This window comes from Paraburkholderia sp., assembly GCF_047605525.1.
Taxonomy (GTDB): domain Bacteria; phylum Pseudomonadota; class Gammaproteobacteria; order Burkholderiales; family Burkholderiaceae; genus Paraburkholderia.
On the sequence record NZ_JASGFN010000053.1, the window covers coordinates 1 to 16,865 of the forward strand.

Annotated in this window: 16 protein-coding genes and 2 pseudogenes; 10 read left to right on the plus strand and 8 right to left on the minus strand. The window is 64.8% G+C overall.

Annotated features, from left to right (window positions below):
• The first annotated feature begins 341 nt into the window (after positions 1-341).
• From acnD to QM685_RS36225, 3 genes are all read left to right on the plus strand, one after another.
• Positions 342-2,939: a Fe/S-dependent 2-methylisocitrate dehydratase AcnD gene (acnD, locus tag QM685_RS36215; protein ID WP_415124247.1), complete on the plus strand. Its 2,598-nt coding sequence runs from the start codon at positions 342-344 to the stop codon at positions 2,937-2,939.
• A 105-nt stretch (positions 2,940-3,044) separates the two neighbouring features.
• On the plus strand, positions 3,045-4,232 hold the full coding sequence (gene prpF, locus QM685_RS36220) for a 2-methylaconitate cis-trans isomerase PrpF (protein ID WP_415124249.1): 1,188 nt from the start codon (positions 3,045-3,047) through the stop codon (positions 4,230-4,232).
• A 174-nt stretch (positions 4,233-4,406) separates the two neighbouring features.
• Positions 4,407-5,636 (plus strand): MFS transporter, encoded by a 1,230-nt coding sequence (locus QM685_RS36225; protein ID WP_415124251.1) that lies wholly within the window; start codon positions 4,407-4,409, stop codon positions 5,634-5,636.
• 105 nt (positions 5,637-5,741) lie between these two features.
• On the opposite strand, the gene QM685_RS36230 is transcribed toward QM685_RS36225, so the two are convergent.
• Together QM685_RS36230 and QM685_RS36235 are read right to left on the minus strand one after the other, a co-directional pair.
• Positions 5,742-6,137, minus strand: coding sequence for a DUF305 domain-containing protein (locus QM685_RS36230; protein WP_415124253.1), 396 nt, complete (start codon positions 6,135-6,137; stop codon positions 5,742-5,744).
• 62 nt (positions 6,138-6,199) lie between these two features.
• Positions 6,200-6,397: a heavy-metal-associated domain-containing protein gene (locus QM685_RS36235; RefSeq protein WP_415124255.1), complete on the minus strand. Its 198-nt coding sequence runs from the start codon at positions 6,395-6,397 to the stop codon at positions 6,200-6,202.
• 231 nt (positions 6,398-6,628) lie between these two features.
• Between QM685_RS36235 and QM685_RS36240 the strand changes: the two genes are divergently transcribed.
• On the plus strand, positions 6,629-6,943 hold the full coding sequence (locus tag QM685_RS36240; protein WP_415124257.1) for an antibiotic biosynthesis monooxygenase family protein: 315 nt from the start codon (positions 6,629-6,631) through the stop codon (positions 6,941-6,943).
• A gap of 108 nt (positions 6,944-7,051) precedes the next feature.
• Positions 7,052-8,059, plus strand: a complete 1,008-nt coding sequence (locus QM685_RS36245; protein ID WP_415124259.1) for a zinc-dependent alcohol dehydrogenase family protein — start codon at positions 7,052-7,054, stop codon at positions 8,057-8,059.
• A 64-nt stretch (positions 8,060-8,123) separates the two neighbouring features.
• Here the strand turns inward: QM685_RS36245 and QM685_RS36250 are convergent, their stop codons facing one another.
• Positions 8,124-8,747, minus strand: coding sequence for an ABC transporter ATP-binding protein (locus QM685_RS36250; protein WP_415124261.1), 624 nt, complete (start codon positions 8,745-8,747; stop codon positions 8,124-8,126).
• Positions 8,748-8,960: 213 nt separating this feature from the next.
• On the opposite strand from QM685_RS36250, the gene QM685_RS36255 reads away from it, so the two are divergent.
• The gene (locus QM685_RS36255; RefSeq protein ID WP_415124263.1) at positions 8,961-9,809 is read left to right on the plus strand and encodes a sugar phosphate isomerase/epimerase family protein; all 849 of its coding nucleotides are present in this window, start codon (positions 8,961-8,963) and stop codon (positions 9,807-9,809) included.
• A gap of 115 nt (positions 9,810-9,924) precedes the next feature.
• Positions 9,925-10,155: pseudogene (locus QM685_RS36260) on the plus strand (cell division protein); the annotation flags it as partial.
• 39 nt (positions 10,156-10,194) lie between these two features.
• Here the strand turns inward: QM685_RS36260 and QM685_RS36265 are convergent.
• From QM685_RS36265 to QM685_RS36280, 4 genes are all read right to left on the minus strand, one after another.
• Positions 10,195-10,425, minus strand: coding sequence for a hypothetical protein (locus tag QM685_RS36265; RefSeq protein ID WP_415124265.1), 231 nt, complete (start codon positions 10,423-10,425; stop codon positions 10,195-10,197).
• 86 nt (positions 10,426-10,511) lie between these two features.
• Positions 10,512-11,333 carry a sulfite exporter TauE/SafE family protein gene (locus tag QM685_RS36270; protein WP_415124267.1) on the minus strand — a complete coding sequence of 274 codons (822 nt, stop codon included), beginning with the start codon at positions 11,331-11,333 and terminating at the stop codon, positions 10,512-10,514.
• Between the two features lie 163 nt (positions 11,334-11,496).
• A complete protein-coding gene (locus tag QM685_RS36275) occupies positions 11,497-11,874 on the minus strand; it encodes a hypothetical protein (RefSeq protein WP_415124269.1) in 378 nt (125 codons plus the stop codon).
• Between the two features lie 169 nt (positions 11,875-12,043).
• The gene (locus QM685_RS36280) at positions 12,044-13,240 is read right to left on the minus strand and encodes an acyltransferase family protein (RefSeq protein WP_415124271.1); all 1,197 of its coding nucleotides are present in this window, start codon (positions 13,238-13,240) and stop codon (positions 12,044-12,046) included.
• Between the two features lie 151 nt (positions 13,241-13,391).
• On the opposite strand from QM685_RS36280, the gene QM685_RS36285 reads away from it, so the two are divergent.
• From QM685_RS36285 to QM685_RS36295, 3 genes are all read left to right on the plus strand, one after another.
• The gene (locus QM685_RS36285; RefSeq protein WP_415124273.1) at positions 13,392-13,610 is read left to right on the plus strand and encodes a hypothetical protein; all 219 of its coding nucleotides are present in this window, start codon (positions 13,392-13,394) and stop codon (positions 13,608-13,610) included.
• A gap of 120 nt (positions 13,611-13,730) precedes the next feature.
• Positions 13,731-14,843, plus strand: a complete 1,113-nt coding sequence (locus tag QM685_RS36290) for an OpgC domain-containing protein (protein ID WP_415124275.1) — start codon at positions 13,731-13,733, stop codon at positions 14,841-14,843.
• A gap of 83 nt (positions 14,844-14,926) precedes the next feature.
• Positions 14,927-16,543 carry a tannase/feruloyl esterase family alpha/beta hydrolase gene (locus tag QM685_RS36295; RefSeq protein WP_415124277.1) on the plus strand — a complete coding sequence of 539 codons (1,617 nt, stop codon included), beginning with the start codon at positions 14,927-14,929 and terminating at the stop codon, positions 16,541-16,543.
• A 77-nt stretch (positions 16,544-16,620) separates the two neighbouring features.
• Here the strand turns inward: QM685_RS36295 and QM685_RS36300 are convergent.
• Positions 16,621-16,865 (minus strand): annotated as a pseudogene (locus QM685_RS36300) (hypothetical protein); the annotation flags it as partial.

A 16,865-nucleotide genomic window follows, 5' to 3' on the forward strand; every position in this document is an offset into this window, starting at 1 on the left:
TCATCGAGCAGCGTATCGACAACAAGATCATCCGCCCGAGCGCGAATTACACCGGGCCGGACGATCTGCCGTTCGTGCCGCTGGCGAAGCGCGGCTGAGCGCGATTGAACCGCGGGGCGTGAGCGGCGGCACGATGCGCCGCTTGCGTCCTGTATTCAGCCCGCTCAAGCCGCCCGGCCAGTTCTGATGCCGCCTGACCCGGCGCCCGCGAACCAGCGAGCTACACTACACCCACTGTCCGACCGGTCCGCCGGTAAAGCACCACTTAAAAGGCGCGCCCTGCGTGACCACCGTTCGCCGGCATCCCGTCCGGCGGCCGATAACCGTCCTGTCCCTACGCCATGAATACTGCCAATCGCAAACGCCTTCCGGGCACCGAACTCGACTTCTTCGATACGCGTGCCGCGGTCGACGCGATCGAGCCGGGCGCCTACGACAAGCTGCCGTACACGTCGCGCGTGCTCGCCGAGAATCTGGTGCGCCGCTGTGATCCGGCGACGCTCACCGCGTCGCTGAAGCAGATCATCGAGCGCAAGCGCGAGCTGGATTTTCCGTGGTTTCCGGCGCGCGTCGTGTGCCACGACATTCTCGGCCAGACCGCGCTCGTCGATCTCGCCGGCCTGCGCGATGCGATCGCCGCGCAAGGCGGCGACCCGGCGCTCGTCAATCCGGTCGTGCCGACGCAGCTCGTGGTCGATCACTCGCTCGCGGTCGAGTGCGGCGGTTTCGATCCGGATGCGTTCGCGAAGAATCGCGCGATCGAGGATCGCCGCAACGAAGACCGCTTCGATTTCATCAACTGGACCAGGCGTGCGTTCAGGAACGTCGACGTGATTCCGCCGGGCAACGGCATCCTGCATCAGATCAACCTCGAACGCATGAGCCCGGTCGTGCAGGTGAAGGACGGCGTCGCGTTTCCCGATACGCTCGTCGGCACCGATTCGCATACGCCGATGGTCGACGCGCTCGGCGTGATCGCGATCGGCGTGGGCGGTCTCGAAGCGGAAAGCGTGATGCTGGGCCGCGCGTCGTATATGCGGCTGCCCGATATCGTCGGCGTGGAGTTGAGCGGCAAACCGGGCGAGGGCATGACGGCGACCGACGTGGTGTTGTCGCTCACCGAATTTCTGCGCAAGGAAAAGGTGGTCGGCGCGTACCTCGAGTTTTACGGCGAAGGCGCGAAGAATCTGACGCTGGGCGACCGCGCGACGATCGCCAACATGGCGCCCGAGTTCGGCGCGACGGCCGCGATGTTCTATATCGACGAACAGACGATCCGCTATCTGAAGCTCACCGGCCGCGACGACGAACTCGTCGAACTGGTCGAGACGTATGCGAAGGAAACCGGCTTGTGGGCCGATGCGCTGAAGCATGCGGAATACGAGCGTGTGCTGAAGTTCGATCTCTCCACCGTCGTGCGCACGCTCGCCGGGCCGTCGAATCCGCATCGCCGCCTGCCGGTGTCCGAGCTGGCCGCGCGCGGCATCAGCGGCAAAGTCGAGAACGAGCCGGGCCTGATGCCGGACGGCGCGGTCATCATCGCCGCGATCACCAGCTGCACGAACACGAACAATCCGCGCAACATGATCGCCGCGGGTCTGCTCGCGCGCAATGCGAACCGGCGCGGCCTCACGCGCAAGCCGTGGGCGAAGACTTCGCTGGCGCCCGGCTCGAAGGCGGTCACGCTGTATCTGGAAGCGGCGGGGCTCCTGCCGGAGCTGGAAAAGCTCGGCTTCGGCGTGGTCGCGTATGCGTGCACGTCGTGCAACGGCATGTCCGGCGCGTTGGACCCGGCGATCCAGAAGGAAGTGATCGAGCGCGATCTGTATGCGACCGCGGTGCTGTCGGGCAATCGCAATTTCGACGGGCGTATTCACCCGTACGCGAAGCAGGCGTTTCTCGCGTCGCCGCCGCTCGTCGTCGCGTATGCGATTGCGGGCACGATCCGTTTCGACATCGAGAAGGACGTGCTGGGCGTCGATGCCGACGGTCACGCAGTGATACTGAAAGACATCTGGCCGTCGGATGCGGAGATCGATGCGATCGTCGCCGCGAGCGTGAAGCCGGAGCAGTTCCGCAAAGTGTACGAACCGATGTTCGCGCTGGCCGCCGATAGCGGCGAAAAGGCGACGCCGTTGTACGACTGGCGCGAGCAGAGCACCTACATTCGCCGTCCGCCGTATTGGGAAGGCGCGCTGGCCGGCGAACGCACGCTGAAGGGCATGCGTCCCCTTGCCGTGCTCGGCGACAACATCACGACCGATCACCTGTCGCCGTCGAATGCGATTCTGCCGGACAGCGCGGCCGGCGAATACCTGACGAAAATGGGCCTGCCCGAAGAGGACTTCAATTCGTACGCGACGCATCGCGGCGATCATCTGACCGCGCAGCGCGCGACCTTCGCGAACCCGACGCTGAAGAACGAGATGGTGCGCGAGGACGGCAACGTGAAGGCCGGGTCGCTCGCGCGTATCGAGCCCGAAGGCAACGTCACGCGGATGTGGGAGGCGATCGAAACCTACATGGAGCGCAAACAGCCGCTGATCGTGATTGCCGGCGCCGACTACGGCCAGGGGTCGTCGCGCGACTGGGCCGCGAAGGGCGTGCGGCTTGCCGGCACTGAAGCGATCGTCGCCGAAGGATTCGAGCGGATCCATCGCACGAATCTCGTCGGCATGGGCGTGTTGCCGCTCGAGTTCAAGCCCGGTGTGAATCGCCTGACGCTCGGCATCGACGGAACCGAAACCTTCGACGTGACCGGCGAGCGCAAGCCGCGCGCGGATCTCACGCTGGTGATTCATCGCCGCAACGGCGAGCGCGTCGAGGTGCCCGTAACGTGCCGGCTCGATACGGCCGAAGAGGTGTCGATTTACGAAGCCGGCGGCGTGCTGCAGCGTTTTGCGCAGGATTTTCTCGAGTCGGCGAAAGCGGCGGCGTGATGGCTGAAGCCATGCTTTCGCCGCGAACCTGAAACAGAACAGGGCGGTGCGGTTTCTTGAGCCGCATCGCCCATTTTTATGACGACTTCACCTCAGGACACTTTCATGGCCCACCTCCCCCAGATCAAGATTCCGGCCACCTATATGCGCGGCGGCACCAGCAAGGGTGTGTTCTTCCGCCTGCAGGACCTGCCCGAGGCCGCGCAACAGCCGGGCGCCGCGCGCGACGCGCTGCTGATGCGCGTGATCGGCAGCCCCGATCCGTACGGCAAGCAGATCGACGGCATGGGCGGCGCGACGTCGAGCACGAGCAAGACGGTGATCATTGCGCGCAGCAGCCGGCCCGATCACGACGTCGACTATCTGTTCGGCCAGGTGTCGATCGACAAGGCGTTCGTCGACTGGAGCGGCAATTGCGGCAATCTGTCCGCCGCGGTCGGCCCGTTCGCGATCGGCGCGGGCCTCGTCGACGCGAGCCGCATTCCGCGCGACGGGGTGGCGACCGTGCGCATCTGGCAGGCCAATATCGGCAAGACGATCATCGCGCACGTGCCGATGACCGATGGCGCGGTGCAGGAAACCGGCGACTTCGAACTCGACGGCGTGACGTTCCCGGCCGCCGAAGTGCCGCTCGAATTCATGGACCCGGCTGCCGACGAAGAGGGCGCGGGCGGCGCGATGTTCCCGACCGGCAATCTCGTCGACGACCTCGAGGTGCCCGGCGTCGGCACGTTGCAGGCAACGATGATCAACGCGGGCATTCCGACGATCTTCATCGACGCGCACGCGGTCGGCTACACCGGCACCGAGCTGCAGGACGCGATCAACAGCGACGACAAGGCGCTCGCGATGTTCGAGACGATTCGCGCGCACGGTGCGCTGCGCATGGGCCTGATCGGGCATCTCGACGAGATCGCGACGCGCCAGCACACGCCGAAGGTCGCGTTCGTCGCGAAGCCGGCCGACTATGTCGCGTCGAGCGGCAAGGCGGTGCGCGCGGGCGACGTCGATCTGCTGGTGCGCGCGATGTCGATGGGCAAGCTGCATCACGCGATGATGGGCACGGCGGCGGTCGCGATCGGCACGGCGGCGGCGATTCCGGGCACGCTCGTGAATCTGGCCGCGGGCGGTGGCGAGCGCGAGTCGGTGCGCTTCGGGCATCCGTCGGGCACGCTGCGCGTCGGCGCGCAGGCGAGTCTCGAGGACGGCGAGTGGGTCGTCACGAAGGCGATGATGAGCCGCAGTGCGCGGGTGTTGATGGAGGGATGGGTGCGGGTGCCGCCGCAGGGGTGACGCGCATCCGGTATCCGTCAACCCGTCCACATAGGCGGCACGCGAAGCGATGCGGAGCAGGCCGCGCCGCGTGCCGTCGCGAACCGACGCGTCGTCTACAATGGCCGCTCGAAACCGGCCGCTCCCGATAATTTCTGTCAGCGGCCGAACGAAGATCGCGGCAGAGGAGGCGGGATGCAGGACAGGCTGGATGCGCACGTAACGAGCGTTGGGGACGTCGCGCGCGCGAAGCGCGCGGTGCTCGTGATCGCAATCGCGCAATTGCTCGGCACGTCGTTGTGGTTCAGTGCAAATGGCGCGATGCGCGATCTGCAGATTGCGTGGCAGCTAAGCGCGTCCGGAATCGGCTGGCTGACGAATGCGGTGCAGGCCGGCTTTATCGTCGGAACATTGCTGTCGGCCACGACCGGTCTCGCGGATCGCCTGCCCGCGAGCAAGGTATTCGCCGTCTGCGGCGTGCTCGGTGCCGCGCTCAATGCGCTGTTCGCGCTGTGCAGCAGCGGGCTCGCGTCCGCACTCGTGTTCCGCTTCGGCGTGGGCGTCGCGCTCGCGGGCATCTATCCGCTTGGAATGAAACTGCTCGTCACGTGGGACCCGAAGCGCGCCGCGCAGACGCTCGCGCTGCTCGTCGCGATGCTGACGCTCGGCACGGCGTCGGTGCATGCGATTCGCGCGTTGCTGTCGACGGTGCCGTGGCAAACGGTGGTGCTCACGTCGTCGGTGCTCGCGGTGCTCGGCGCGCTGCTGGTCTTCTCGCTCGGCGAAGGTCCGCACGCGCGCCGCTCCGGCAACCGTCGCTTCGGATTGTCGGCGGGCGTCGGGCAGGTGATGCGAATCAGCGAATTTCGCGCGGCGGCGCTCGGCTATTTCGGGCACATGTGGGAGCTGTACGCATTCTGGACGCTCACGCCGCTGCTCGTGCAGCGCGCGTTCGCGAACGGTGCGGCGGCATCGGCGAGCACCGTCGCGTCGTGGTCGTTCCTGATCATCGCGATCGGCGCACTCGGGTGTCTTGCCGGCGGCATGCTCAGCAAGGCGGTGGGCAGCGCGCGAACCGCCGCGCTCGCCTTGACTATCTCGGGCACGCTGTGCGCCGTTTATCCGCTGAGCGCGTCGCTCGGCACCGCGGCGCAGCTTGCGCTGCTGCTCGTGTGGGGCATCAGTGTGGTCGCCGATTCGCCGCAATTCTCGGCGTTGTCCGTCAAGGCCTGTCCGGCCGACAAGATCGGCGGTGCGTTGACGCTGCAGAACAGCTTCGGGTTTTTCCTGTCGGCGTGCTCGATCCTGTGGTCGACGAGCGTCTATCACGCGCTCGACGTGCGCGTCGCGTGGCTGCTGCTGCCCGGTCCGATCATCGGTCTGATCGCAATGCTGCCGCTGCTGCGCAAGCGGCCGCGCTGGTGATCGAGACGTCCGAGGCGTGGATGAAAGCGCGGCCGGAAATTCCCGGTAGATGAAAGCGATACGGCGGCGAAACCCACGTTTCGCCGCCGTATCGGGTTTATTCGTTTACTTGCCGGCGTGCTTCTCCTGCCAGCGCTTCATGAACGCGATTTCATCGTGCTGCGCCTTGATGATATTGCGCGCCAGCCGCTTTATCTCCGGGTCCTTGCCGTATTTCAACTCCGCCTGCGCCATGTCGATGGCGCCCTGATGATGCGGAATCATATGCGCGACGAAATCCCGGTCGGCGTCGCCCGTGTATTCGGGAGCGCCCATGTCGTGCATCATCCGATCGTCGGCGGCCTTGAATGCCTGCGTCGATTCGCCCGCGCCGGCCTGCGCGGAACCCGACATGTCCATGCCGGCCATGCCTTGATGCTGTGCGTGGGCCGGCATGGCCGCCACCGCGAATGCGAGACCGCTGAACAAACAGAGAGCGCGAAAAGCGCGAAGGTTTTTCATAGTGGATGTCCGTTGATAAGGGAAGGTCTTCGGTGACGCCGATACTGCGATGAAAACGTTGATCAGGTTGCGCGCGAAGGATGAAACCCCGCCGCCTCGATGGCTTCGATCAGCCGCTCTTCGGGCAACGCCGACGTGATCCTCGCGATTTTAACGGGCACGTCGATGTCGATCTCGGCCGCGGGGTCGACGCGGCTGAGTGCATTCGCAACGGCTTTTGCGCAGCCGCCGCAGGTCATATCGGGAATGACGAATTCCATGTGTTGCCTCCAGTGAGAAATCATTCGCCAATCGTGGACCTTCCCCCAGTGGTAAGGTCAAGCGGATGCGCCGATATCTTTGCGGTTCGCGCTGAAAAATCCGTCGCGAGGCCGCGCCTATAATGAAACCCGCATTGAAATTCGTACGCAGGCGCCCCGGGAACTCGTTCGCCGAAGTCTCCCCGACTCGCCTGTCGTCAACCGCATGACCAACGCAACGAGGCTGACAGCATGTACATCGCGATGAACCGCTTCAAAGTAGTGCCCGGATCCGAGGCTGCTTTCGAACATCTTTGGACCACGCGCGACACCCATCTGAAAGAGGTGCCGGGTTTCGTGGAATTCCATTTGCTGAGGGGGCCGCGCAAGGACGATCACGTGCTCTATTCGAGCCATACGATCTGGCGCGACCACGCATCGTTCGAGGCATGGACGAAGTCCGACGCGTTTCGCGCCGCGCATCGCAGCGCCGGCAACGAAAACCGCGTGCTTTATCTCGGACATCCGGAATTCGAGGGCTTCGAGGTGATTCAGACCGTGAAGTAGTTCTTCGTGCGCATGCGGCAACCGCAAGCGTGCCACGTGGGCGCGGCCGTGCGCATGCGTGCGGCTCAGCGTTGCCGGCGCGTCCACACCACTCTCAAAGGAACTGACATGAAAGCCGTCAGAATCGGTTCGCCCGCCACCGTCGATAACCTGCAAGTCGTCGATCTCGCCGATCCCGGTCAACCCGCGGCAGGGCAGATTCGCGTGCGGATTCGCGCAAGCTCGCTGAACTTTCACGACTATGGCGTCGTAAGCGGCCGGCTGCCCGGCGAAGCGGGCCGCATTCCGATGGCCGATGGCGCGGGCATCGTCGAAGCGGTCGGCGAAGGCGTGCGCGAATTCAAGGCCGGCGATCACGTCGTGTCGTGCTTCTTCCCGTTCTGGGAAAACGGTCCGCCGGCCATTGCCGATTTCTCGACCACGCCCGGCGACGGTGTCGACGGTTATGCGCGCGAAGCCGTCGTGCTGCCGGCCCACTATTTCACGCACGCGCCGGCCGGCTACAGCCACGCCGAAGCGGCGACGCTGACCACGGCCGGGCTGACCGCGTGGCGCGCGCTCGTGGTCGACGGTCAACTGAAGGCGGGCAGCACGGTACTCGTGCTCGGCACCGGCGGTGTGTCGATCTTCGGCTTGCAGATGGCGAAGGCGACGGGGGCGTCGGTGATCGCGACGTCGTCGTCGAATGAGAAGCTCGCGAAGCTGCGCGAACTCGGCGCCGACCATACGATCAACTATCGCGAGAATCCCGGTTGGGGCAAGCAGGTCCGTCAACTGACGGGGGGGCGCGGCGTCGATCACGTGATCGAGGTGGGCGGCGCCGGCACGCTGCCGCAATCGATCACGGCTTGCCGAATCGGCGGCCATATCGCGCTGATCGGCGTGCTGACCGGCCGCGAGGGCCCGGTGCCGACCGCGCATCTGATGGCGCGGCAGCAGCGTCTGCAAGGGCTCATCGTCGGCAGCCGGCAGGCACAGATCGAAATGGTGCGCGCGCTCGAAACGACGGGCATCAAGCCCGTGATCGACAGCACGTTCGCACTGGACAAACTCGCCGATGCGTTCCGGCACGAAGCGTCGGGTACGCATTTCGGCAAGATCTGCGTGGCGATCTGAGTGTGGGTTTGCCGTTACGCGAGCTACGAGCCGCCTGCGTCGCGGCTCGGGTTCGAGCTTGCGCTCAAACAGACTTCGCGAGGTCCGCGAAGCTGATGCGCGCCGCCTCGCAGGCTTGCGTGAACCCGTCGTCGTAGCTCGTGAAAAACACCGTGCGGGTCGTGCCGAGCGTTCGAAACAGCTCGGCGAGCACCGCGCGCGCGGACGCGTCGAGTCCGCCGGCGGGTTCGTCGGCGAGCAGCACGCGGGTTTCGCCGAGCACGGCGGCAGTCAGAAAGACCTTTTTGCGGCTGCCATACGACATCTGCTCGAAGCGTTTATCGAGGTGCGGCGCAAGGCCGAAGCGCTCGGCGAGTGCGAGCGCGTCGCCGGTGAGCACGGTGTGTCGCGCCGACGCAAGCTGTTGCAGATAATCACGGCCGGTCTGATCCGGCCAGCTCATGCAGTCTTCCGGCACATAGGTGAGGACCGCTTGCGCGGCCTGCGGCGCGGCGCGCAACGAATGGCCGCCGAGCCACACGTCGCCGGTGTCGGGCTCGATCGCCCCGGCGAGAATGCCGAGCAACGTCGATTTGCCGCTGCCGGACTCGTCGTTTAATGCGATGCATCCTGATGTCGCGTCCAGACGCAACCCCTCGAAGAGGACGCGGTCGCTGTAGCGCTTGCTGAGGTTTTCGAATCGAAGCATGAGTTGGCGCGGAAATGGCGATATCGATGCGGCACGTGGCTGGGTCGCCGGGGTGGCGTCGCCGGGGTGGCGTCGCATGCCATGCGGGATTTTCAACACGGTGATACGCGCCAGTGTAGCAGCGCGCACCGCGCCGCCGGGCGCAAGCGTATGCTGCTCGAAGCGCGGATGCAGCGTAGATAGACACTGAAACACTGAAGCCCTGGAGGTGACATGACCCGGCCCAACCCGCGAGCATTGTCGCTATCGGCATTGACCGTGCTCGAACTGAGCCCGCCACGGATGGTCGAGTGTGCCGCGCAAGCCGGCTACGACTACGTCGGGCTGCGCCTCGTGCCCGCCACCGATAACGAAGTGCGGCACGACATCATCGGCCCGACGGCATTGAAGCGCGAAACGCTCGCCTGTTTGCGCGACACCGGCATCGGGGTGCTCGACGTCGAGATTCTGCGGCTCAAGCCCGACACCGACGTCAGCGCGTGGCTGCCGATGCTCGATGCCGCCGCCGGATTCGGCGCGCGCTACGTGCTGGTCGCGGGCAACGATCCCGATGAAGCGCGCTGCGCCGAACGTCTCGCGCAACTGTGCGAACTCGCCGAGCCGCGCGGCCTCACGCCGTCGCTCGAATCGATGCCGTGGACCGACGTGAAGGACGTCACGCAGGGCGCGCGCATCGTCAAGGCGGCGGCGCGGCGCAATAGCGGGCTGATCGTCGATCCGATTCATTTCGATCGCGCGGGAACGCAGCCGCAAACGTTGCGCGCATTGCCGCGCGAGTACTTCGGCTACGTGCAGTTCTGCGACGCGCCGGCCGAGCGTCCCGGCGACCTCGACACGCTGCTCTATCAGGCGCGTTGCGAACGCATGATTCCGGGCGAGGGCGGCCTCGATCTCGCCGGCATTCTGCGCGCGCTGCCGGATCATCTACCGCTCAGCCTCGAAGTGCCGATGCAGCAGTGGGCGAAAACCGCGCCGCCGCTCGAACGCGCGCGCAGGCTGCGCGAGGCGACGCTCGCTTTGCTCCAGCGGATTTATGCGGCGACGTCGAATAGCCAAGCCTGATCGTGGCTATTTTTCACATAATTGCGGCTTGTATTTAAATCACACCATTGCAGTAATTCTGACTGGTTTTAAATGGGTGCGCTTAAATATAGCCATTCAAAGTATACAGACGCTTTTTGCGCTGATGCGCGACGGCAGTCTGTTCAGCCTCGCTGCATTGCCGTCGCAGTATGCGGGTCTGCAAATGAAGAATGCGATCGAGCACGCGAACGTCTTGCTCAAGGAGCTCAACGAACTCTGCTATAGGCTGCTGCATGCGTACGAGCTGGGGTTGCGCGCGATCGCGAACCAATTGCTCGAGCACAGAAGCACGCTGAAGATCGTTCACCAACCTGCCGCGGCCTGATGGCCGGCTCGAAGTCCGGCTGAACGTCCGTTCGTCCGTTCAGTCGTGGCCCGACTTGCTGCCCGCCTTGGTGTCATTGCCACCCGGACCGGGTTTATTTTGGTCGGGCGGCAGGTCTTCGCCTTTCTTCGGCAGTGGCTGATCGAGGCCCGGTTCGACAGGAGTGGGGATTGCATCGCCAATAGGCTTCGAGACCTCGGCGGGCGGGCTGCCGGGGTCCTCATCGGCCTGGCGATCATGCTCGTTCGGGGAATTCGCCGTGTTCGACACGATGCTCTCCGGTTGATGAAGATAAACCGGAGAGAAGCAATGCATGTGCCACGGTGCCACGGCGGGCGTTCGACGCATGGCGTCGATCAGAGCGGAGGCGCGGCAAACAGCGTCTGCAACACGCCCGATTTCCAGATCATCTGCGCGGCGGCGGCCAGCACGAACAGCAGTACCACCGCGCGAAACACCGTGGGCGGCAGGCGATCGCGCAGCGGCCGCACGAGCACGATGCCGGCGATCACGGGCAGGCTCGCGCCCGCCGAAATCGCCAGGTCGGTCCAGCTCGCGTGCGCGCCGCCGCTGAACGCGGCGACCAGCGTGATGATCGACACGACGAGAATGATCGCGATCTGCTTCGTGAACGCCTTGCCGGTTGCGCCCGTCGCGATCAGATACATCGCGAGCAGCGGGCCGGGCACCGACGCGATGCTTTCCATCAGCGCGGCGCCGAATCCGAGCGCGAGGCCCGCGGGCTTCGCCCCTGCGGGCGACAGCGTGAGCCGCGGCGCGGCGAGCAGCAACAGAGCCGCGATCATCAGCAGCGTGCCGGCGGCGGCCAGCGCGCGATGCGGCGCCAGCGAGACCAGCACCATCACGCCGACGATATTGCCGATCACGGTGCCGATGAGTGGCGCCGCGATGCGCTTCATCGTCGGCAGCAGATCGCCGCCTTCGAGCGCCTGCGGAATATTGCCGAGGATGATCGGCATCGACAGCAGCAGGACGGCCGCCTTGATCGGCAGGAAGTGGCTCAGAATCGGCATCGCGACGAGCGGCACGCCGATGCTGACCACGCCCTTGACCATGCCGCCGAGCAACAGCGCGACAACGATGCCGATAAGCGCGTAGAGATCGAGCGCCTGCAGGCTGATGCCCAGCACGCCGCTCGCGAAAGTGAAATGAGACATCGTGGAAATCCGCGAATGAGGTGCGCGGATCGAAGCGGGATGCCGCGCGTGGTCTGTTTTTATCGTTTGGCTGGTTCTGGTCTCGCGGGGTGGCGCGGGAATGGAAGCGGCCGGTCAGGGTGAGGCCGCATGATACCGCGCCTGGGCGGGGGAGAGGAGAGGGTTAGAGGCGAGGGCGTGCTGCGAGGAATCTGTCCCACCTGGAAGGCGGTATCGGTATGTAGGTGGAGTCGCCGCCGCCGTCTCCAACGGAGAACAGCACCGTCTTGCCCTCATAGCTGCTCCACAAAATGATCGGGACGGGCGTGGCAAACGTGTGCTGCGCGAGTAGCGCTCCACTCTGTGCGTTGAATAAGCGCCCAACGTATTTCGAATTTCCGCCTGGCACCCGGTCCAGCAAACAGCGTTCCGCCATATACAAGCCGTCAGGAGACTTTGAACTCTGGCATTCGGTGCCATGTGGGGTGTGGTTAAAAGCGAAGAGATAAATCATGCCGACAGTCACCGCGATTGACGCGGTGTGTCTGAACGTGTATTTCATAGGTATATCTTGATATCCGGAACGACGGGAACAAAGCGCCCAACGCCGAAAGTCGCTGTTGTGCAGGCGACTCAGCATAGACCGGAATATCGAAGAACTGACCAGAACCTTCGTAACTTCGGAAATTTCCGAACGAGATAGAAGACAACCAACAGCTAACGCGGGCTACTCACACGACATCGGAAGCAGCGCTCTTCTCGCGCGCCACCCGTTCATCGCGCGACGGCAACGAAGCAGCCGTTTGCGAAGCACGAGAACACCCGGCCGCTTCCAATGCCATCACCGGCTCCCCGCGTGTCTTCAACCGCAAAATCGGCGCCTCGATAAATCGCCACGACAGCAGCGCGATGCCGAGCGAAATCGCAAACGAAGCCACGATACCGAGCGCATGCGCCCACACCGGAACCGTGCCGCCGAACAATGCCTCGGCGTGACGACTGCGCGTCAGATCGGGAATCAGGTTGTGATAGAGATAAAAGCCATAACTGATGCGCCCAAAACCCGCGAGCCAGCCGGTTTGCAATACACCGATGACGACCACGTTGCGGCAGCAGGCAATCGAACACACGAGCGCCGCAATGCCGATGCCATATAACGCACTAATCGTGGTAAACAGCAGCGGACTGTCGAGCGCGCTCCACATCGGCTCGGCCGCGCACAAACCGGTCACGCCGACACTCAACGAAAACAGCGTCGCGCCGTGACCGAGCCACCCGCGCAGGCGGCCTCGATCCTTCGCGGTCATCAGGCCGCCCACGCCGCCGAGCGCGAGCAGCCAGAAATTGCTCAACGGATGCGTGTAAATCGTGATCTCGTCCCAATGCGCGGCGCGCATCGCGAGCAATGCGGCGAGTCCGAGCACGACGATCGTCCAGCACGCGGCGCGATGCCAGCGCACCGCGAGCAGCAGCAATAGCGGTGCGACCACGAGGTAAAACTGCTCTTCGATCGCGAGACTCCACAAATGTGAGTAGCGTCCCGGCCAGTAGCGCAGTACCGAGCCGATCCAGAAGTTCGACAGATACGCGAAATGAAATGGCATGCCGCCCGCCAGTTCGGGGCTCGCGAAGCCGAACGCCATCAGCACGCCCATCACGACGAGCATCAGGTAATAGATCGGAAAGATGCGCACGGTGCGGCGAAACAGAAAGCGCCTGAGTTCGGCGCCGAAACGGCTGCTGCCCGTTTCGATGCGCGCGCGCTGCGACGACAGGATGCCGATGATCAGAAAGCCGCTCAACGCGAAGAATATCCATACGCCGAGATGACCGATCTCGCCGACGTCACCAAAGAGCCGGTGTTGCAGAAAGACCATCAGCACCGCGATCGCGCGCAAGCCGTCGAAGCCGGCAATCCGTCGGTTCATGGGGCGCTCTTCCGTGGTTCGGACGCACGGGCGGCGCGAGCGGCATGGCAGGTGCCATCGCTTGCGGCGGGAAGGGCGGGGTCGCCGCATACCGGCGACGATGCGGCGAAGAGTGGCGCAAAGCAGCGAAAAAGCATGAAAACATCGTACGGTGAAAAAAAGCGAAAAAAATCGCACGCCGCGTCTGGCGGATTATTTTCGTGTCCTTGCGCCGTTCTTTACCGCCCGCCGCGCATTTTTACGCGCGAAAAGCCGCAAAACTTTCCGCGTTTCCAGCACGCGCGACTCCTGTATTACCACTCGCCGACATCCGCATTTCAGATCGCCATTGCAAAGTCAGGCAGTAGAGGCTGCCTGTCAGCGCATTTAGAGGCGACGCACGGTATGGGCGGGAACGAATTATTCTTCTCAGGTTCGCAGAGCATACGGCCGCTCGTGCATGGCCGTTCCTGTTACGGCGCGCTGCCGGCGCGCATTCCTCGAGAAGCGAATGGAAATCCGTCGTGGACGCTCGATCGAAGTCGATTTCTTCCGCGGTGTCGTGCTGATCGTCATCGTGCTGGATCACATTCCCGGCAGCATGCTGTCGCACCTGATGTTGCATGCGTACGCGTTGTGCGATTCCGCCGAAGTGTTCGTGTTTCTCGGCGGCTATGCGTCGGCGGCGGCCTATACGGCGGTGCTCGCGCATCGCGGCGAGAACGCGGCGAAGCTGCGCTTTATCAAACGCTGCTGGGAAATCTATCGCGCGTATCTGCTGACGGCCGTGCTGACGCTCGTGTCCGGCGCGACGCTCGCGCTGCTGAATCTGAACCGTCCGATGGTCGAGCTGAGCGGCTGGCCGCCGTTCGCGCTTCAGCCCTGGCGCGAAGCGTTCGATATCGCGCTGTTGCGCCGGCAACCCTATCTATCGAGCGTGCTGCCGATGTACGTGATCTTCGCGCTGTTCGTGCCGTTCGCGGTGCCGCTCGCGCGCCGCTCGGCGTCGCTCGCGCTCGCTGTCAGCCTCGCGATCTGGGCAGGCGCGGTGCCGCTCGCCGCGTTATTCAGCATTGACGATGTCGCCAACTGGGCTTTTAATCCGTTTGCATGGCAACTGATGTTCGTACTCGGCATCGTGTGCCGGGTCCAGCCGATCAGCGAACGCTTTCATGCGAGCCATACCGCGCGGTGGTTCACCCGCGGCGCGGTGCTCGCGGTGCTCGCGTTTGCCATCGTCAAACTTTTCGTGCTGTCGGAGCCGGTGCCGGGCACGCACAAACAGAATCTTTCCGTGGAACGTGTGATCAACTTCATCGTCATCGCGTGGCTCGCCGCCCAGTTCGTGCGGATGGGCAGCATCGCGTGGCTCGCGCGGCGGCTGCCGGCCGTCGTGACGGTCGGGCGTACCGGGCTCGTGTGCTTCGTGATGGGCACGCTCGTGTCGTTGATCGTCGATACGGCGACGCCGCATACGTTCCACGGTTTTCGCGGCGTGCTGGTCGGACTCGGCGGCGATCTCGCCGCGATCGGCGCGCTGCTGATGATCGCGCGCGGCTGGAGCGGCTGGAAAGGCCAGCGTCCGGGTCCGGGTGCGCATGCCAACGGCGCGGGTTACGGATGACGCGGCGGGTTCGCCGCGCCCGGCAGGTAAGTGCGCCACGCACGATGCAGATGACGCGCGGGTTCGTGGGTTTCGCAACGATCATGAGCGTCGGCGTGCTCGCGTGGCTCGCGATGCATCGCACGTCCGCCGTGGCCAGGGAGGCGCCGCTCGCGATGCACTGCGCGGAATTCGCGGGCGCGGTGCTGGAACCCGAGCTGATCGCGTTGCCGACGGCCGGCGCGCAGATCGAAAGCGCGGCGATGATCGGCGCGACCGCGCCCGGCAATCAGCAAGGCGGCGAGTACTGCCGCATCACGGGCCGCATCAAGGCGCTCAACCCGACGACGCCCGATATCCGCTTCGATCTGAATTTACCGCGTCACTGGAATGGCCGCGCGTTGCAGGTCGGCGGCGGCGGTTACAACGGCGTCGTCGTCAGCGGCATCGGCGTGATGCCGTTTTCGCCGGACCGCGCGCCGCTCGCGCAGGGCTATGCGACGTTCGGCGACGATTCCGGGCATGTCGGCGATTCGTCGCTCGCGGTGTTCGGTCTGGTCGACGAAGCGGTGACGAACTTCGGCTACGCGCATCTGAAGAAAACGCACGACGTGGCGCTCGCGCTGATTACGCGCGCCTACGGCCGGCCGCCGCAGCGCATGTATTTCGCCGGCGGCTCGACGGGCGGCCGGGAAGGCTACACGGTGATGCAGCGCTTTCCCGACGACTACGACGGCGTGATCGCCAATTCGCCGGCGCTCAATTTTTCCGGCGTGCGGCTGATCGGCGTGGAGATCGGCCAGGCGGAGTACGGCAAGCCGGGCGGCTTCGTGCCGCCGGTGCTGCTCGAGCGCGTCTATCAGCGCACGCTCGCCGTTTGCGACCGGCTCGACGGCGCGGCGGACGGCATCGTCAGCGACGTCGCGGCGTGCCGCGCGCACGAGGCGGAAATCATCGCTTCGCTGCGTTGCGCGGCACGGGTTTCGCCGCACGACGAATGCCTGACCGACGCGCAGCTCGCGACGCTGCTCGTGATGCGCGACGGTCTGTCGTTGCCGTATCGGCTCGCATGGAACGTGAGCGGCTATCGCGGCTACAACGTGTTTCAGGGCACGCATCTGACCGGCGTGCTCGGTCTCGCGCATCAGCCGCAACGTCTGCCGTCGCCGACGTTCTATGCGAACGGCTATCTGTTCGCGCAGGGCGACGGCTATGTCCGCTACTTCGTCGCGCACGACGCGAACTTCGATTCGATGGCGTTCGATCCGCAGCGGCCCGGCAAATATCGCGCGCCGCTGATCGCGCTATCGCGCACGATCGGCTCGATGAACCCCGACCTGTCGCGCTACATCGCGCGCGGGGGCAAGCTGATTACCGTGCAAGGCCTTGCCGACGAAGTGATCAGCCCGAATCAGACGATCGCGTATCACGACGCGCTGGTCGAGCGCTTCGGCGCGCAGACGGTCGATAGCTTCATGCGTCTTTACATGGTGCCGGGTTTTCAGCACGGCAACGGGGCGTTCATTCCATCGGTGGATCTGCTCGGCGCGCTCGATAACTGGGTGACGCGCGGCATCGCACCCGAAACGTTGACAGCCACCGATATCGCGGGGGAGACCAATGGACGCTCGCGGCCGCTGTGCCGCTATCCAGGATTTCCGCGCTATGTGGGTAAAGGCAATCTCAATCTGGCGAGCAGTTTCGTTTGCGCGGAACCGTGAGGTGCATCTAATGAAGAATGGCGGCAACGGCGGCCTTCGATAGCGCCGCCGCGTTGCCGGACCACGAGCGGCGACTCCTACTGGCCGTTGCGCATCGTTCCGTTGTTCATCCCGTTGCCGGCGCCGCCGGTCGACGGATTCATCGACGGGCTATCGGGCGTCGCGCCCGTGCCGGTGCCCATCCCGCCGCCCGTGCCGGTCACACCCGGCGAGCCGTAGCCGGAATCCCTCGGCGGATTGATCGTGCTGGGACCCACGCCCGGCGTCGCGGTTCCGCCCGCGCCGCCGGTGGTGCCGCCGCCCGCGCCGATCCCGTTGCCGC

Bases quoted from the DNA above. Each gene is read 5' to 3' on its own strand.
- acnD (WP_415124247.1), top strand. From the start codon at position 342: ATGAATACTGCCAATCGCAAACGCCTTCCGGGCACCGAACTCGACTTC.
- prpF (WP_415124249.1), top strand. From the start codon at position 3,045: ATGGCCCACCTCCCCCAGATCAAGATTCCGGCCACCTATATGCGCGGC.
- QM685_RS36225 (WP_415124251.1), top strand. From the start codon at position 4,407: ATGCAGGACAGGCTGGATGCGCACGTAACGAGCGTTGGGGACGTCGCG.
- QM685_RS36230 (WP_415124253.1), bottom strand. From the start codon at position 6,137: ATGAAAAACCTTCGCGCTTTTCGCGCTCTCTGTTTGTTCAGCGGTCTC.
- QM685_RS36235 (WP_415124255.1), bottom strand. From the start codon at position 6,397: ATGGAATTCGTCATTCCCGATATGACCTGCGGCGGCTGCGCAAAAGCC.
- QM685_RS36240 (WP_415124257.1), top strand. From the start codon at position 6,629: ATGTACATCGCGATGAACCGCTTCAAAGTAGTGCCCGGATCCGAGGCT.
- QM685_RS36245 (WP_415124259.1), top strand. From the start codon at position 7,052: ATGAAAGCCGTCAGAATCGGTTCGCCCGCCACCGTCGATAACCTGCAA.
- QM685_RS36250 (WP_415124261.1), bottom strand. From the start codon at position 8,747: ATGCTTCGATTCGAAAACCTCAGCAAGCGCTACAGCGACCGCGTCCTC.
- QM685_RS36255 (WP_415124263.1), top strand. From the start codon at position 8,961: ATGACCCGGCCCAACCCGCGAGCATTGTCGCTATCGGCATTGACCGTG.
- QM685_RS36270 (WP_415124267.1), bottom strand. From the start codon at position 11,333: ATGTCTCATTTCACTTTCGCGAGCGGCGTGCTGGGCATCAGCCTGCAG.
- QM685_RS36275 (WP_415124269.1), bottom strand. From the start codon at position 11,874: ATGAAATACACGTTCAGACACACCGCGTCAATCGCGGTGACTGTCGGC.
- QM685_RS36280 (WP_415124271.1), bottom strand. From the start codon at position 13,240: ATGAACCGACGGATTGCCGGCTTCGACGGCTTGCGCGCGATCGCGGTG.
- QM685_RS36290 (WP_415124275.1), top strand. From the start codon at position 13,731: ATGGAAATCCGTCGTGGACGCTCGATCGAAGTCGATTTCTTCCGCGGT.
- QM685_RS36295 (WP_415124277.1), top strand. From the start codon at position 14,927: ATGAGCGTCGGCGTGCTCGCGTGGCTCGCGATGCATCGCACGTCCGCC.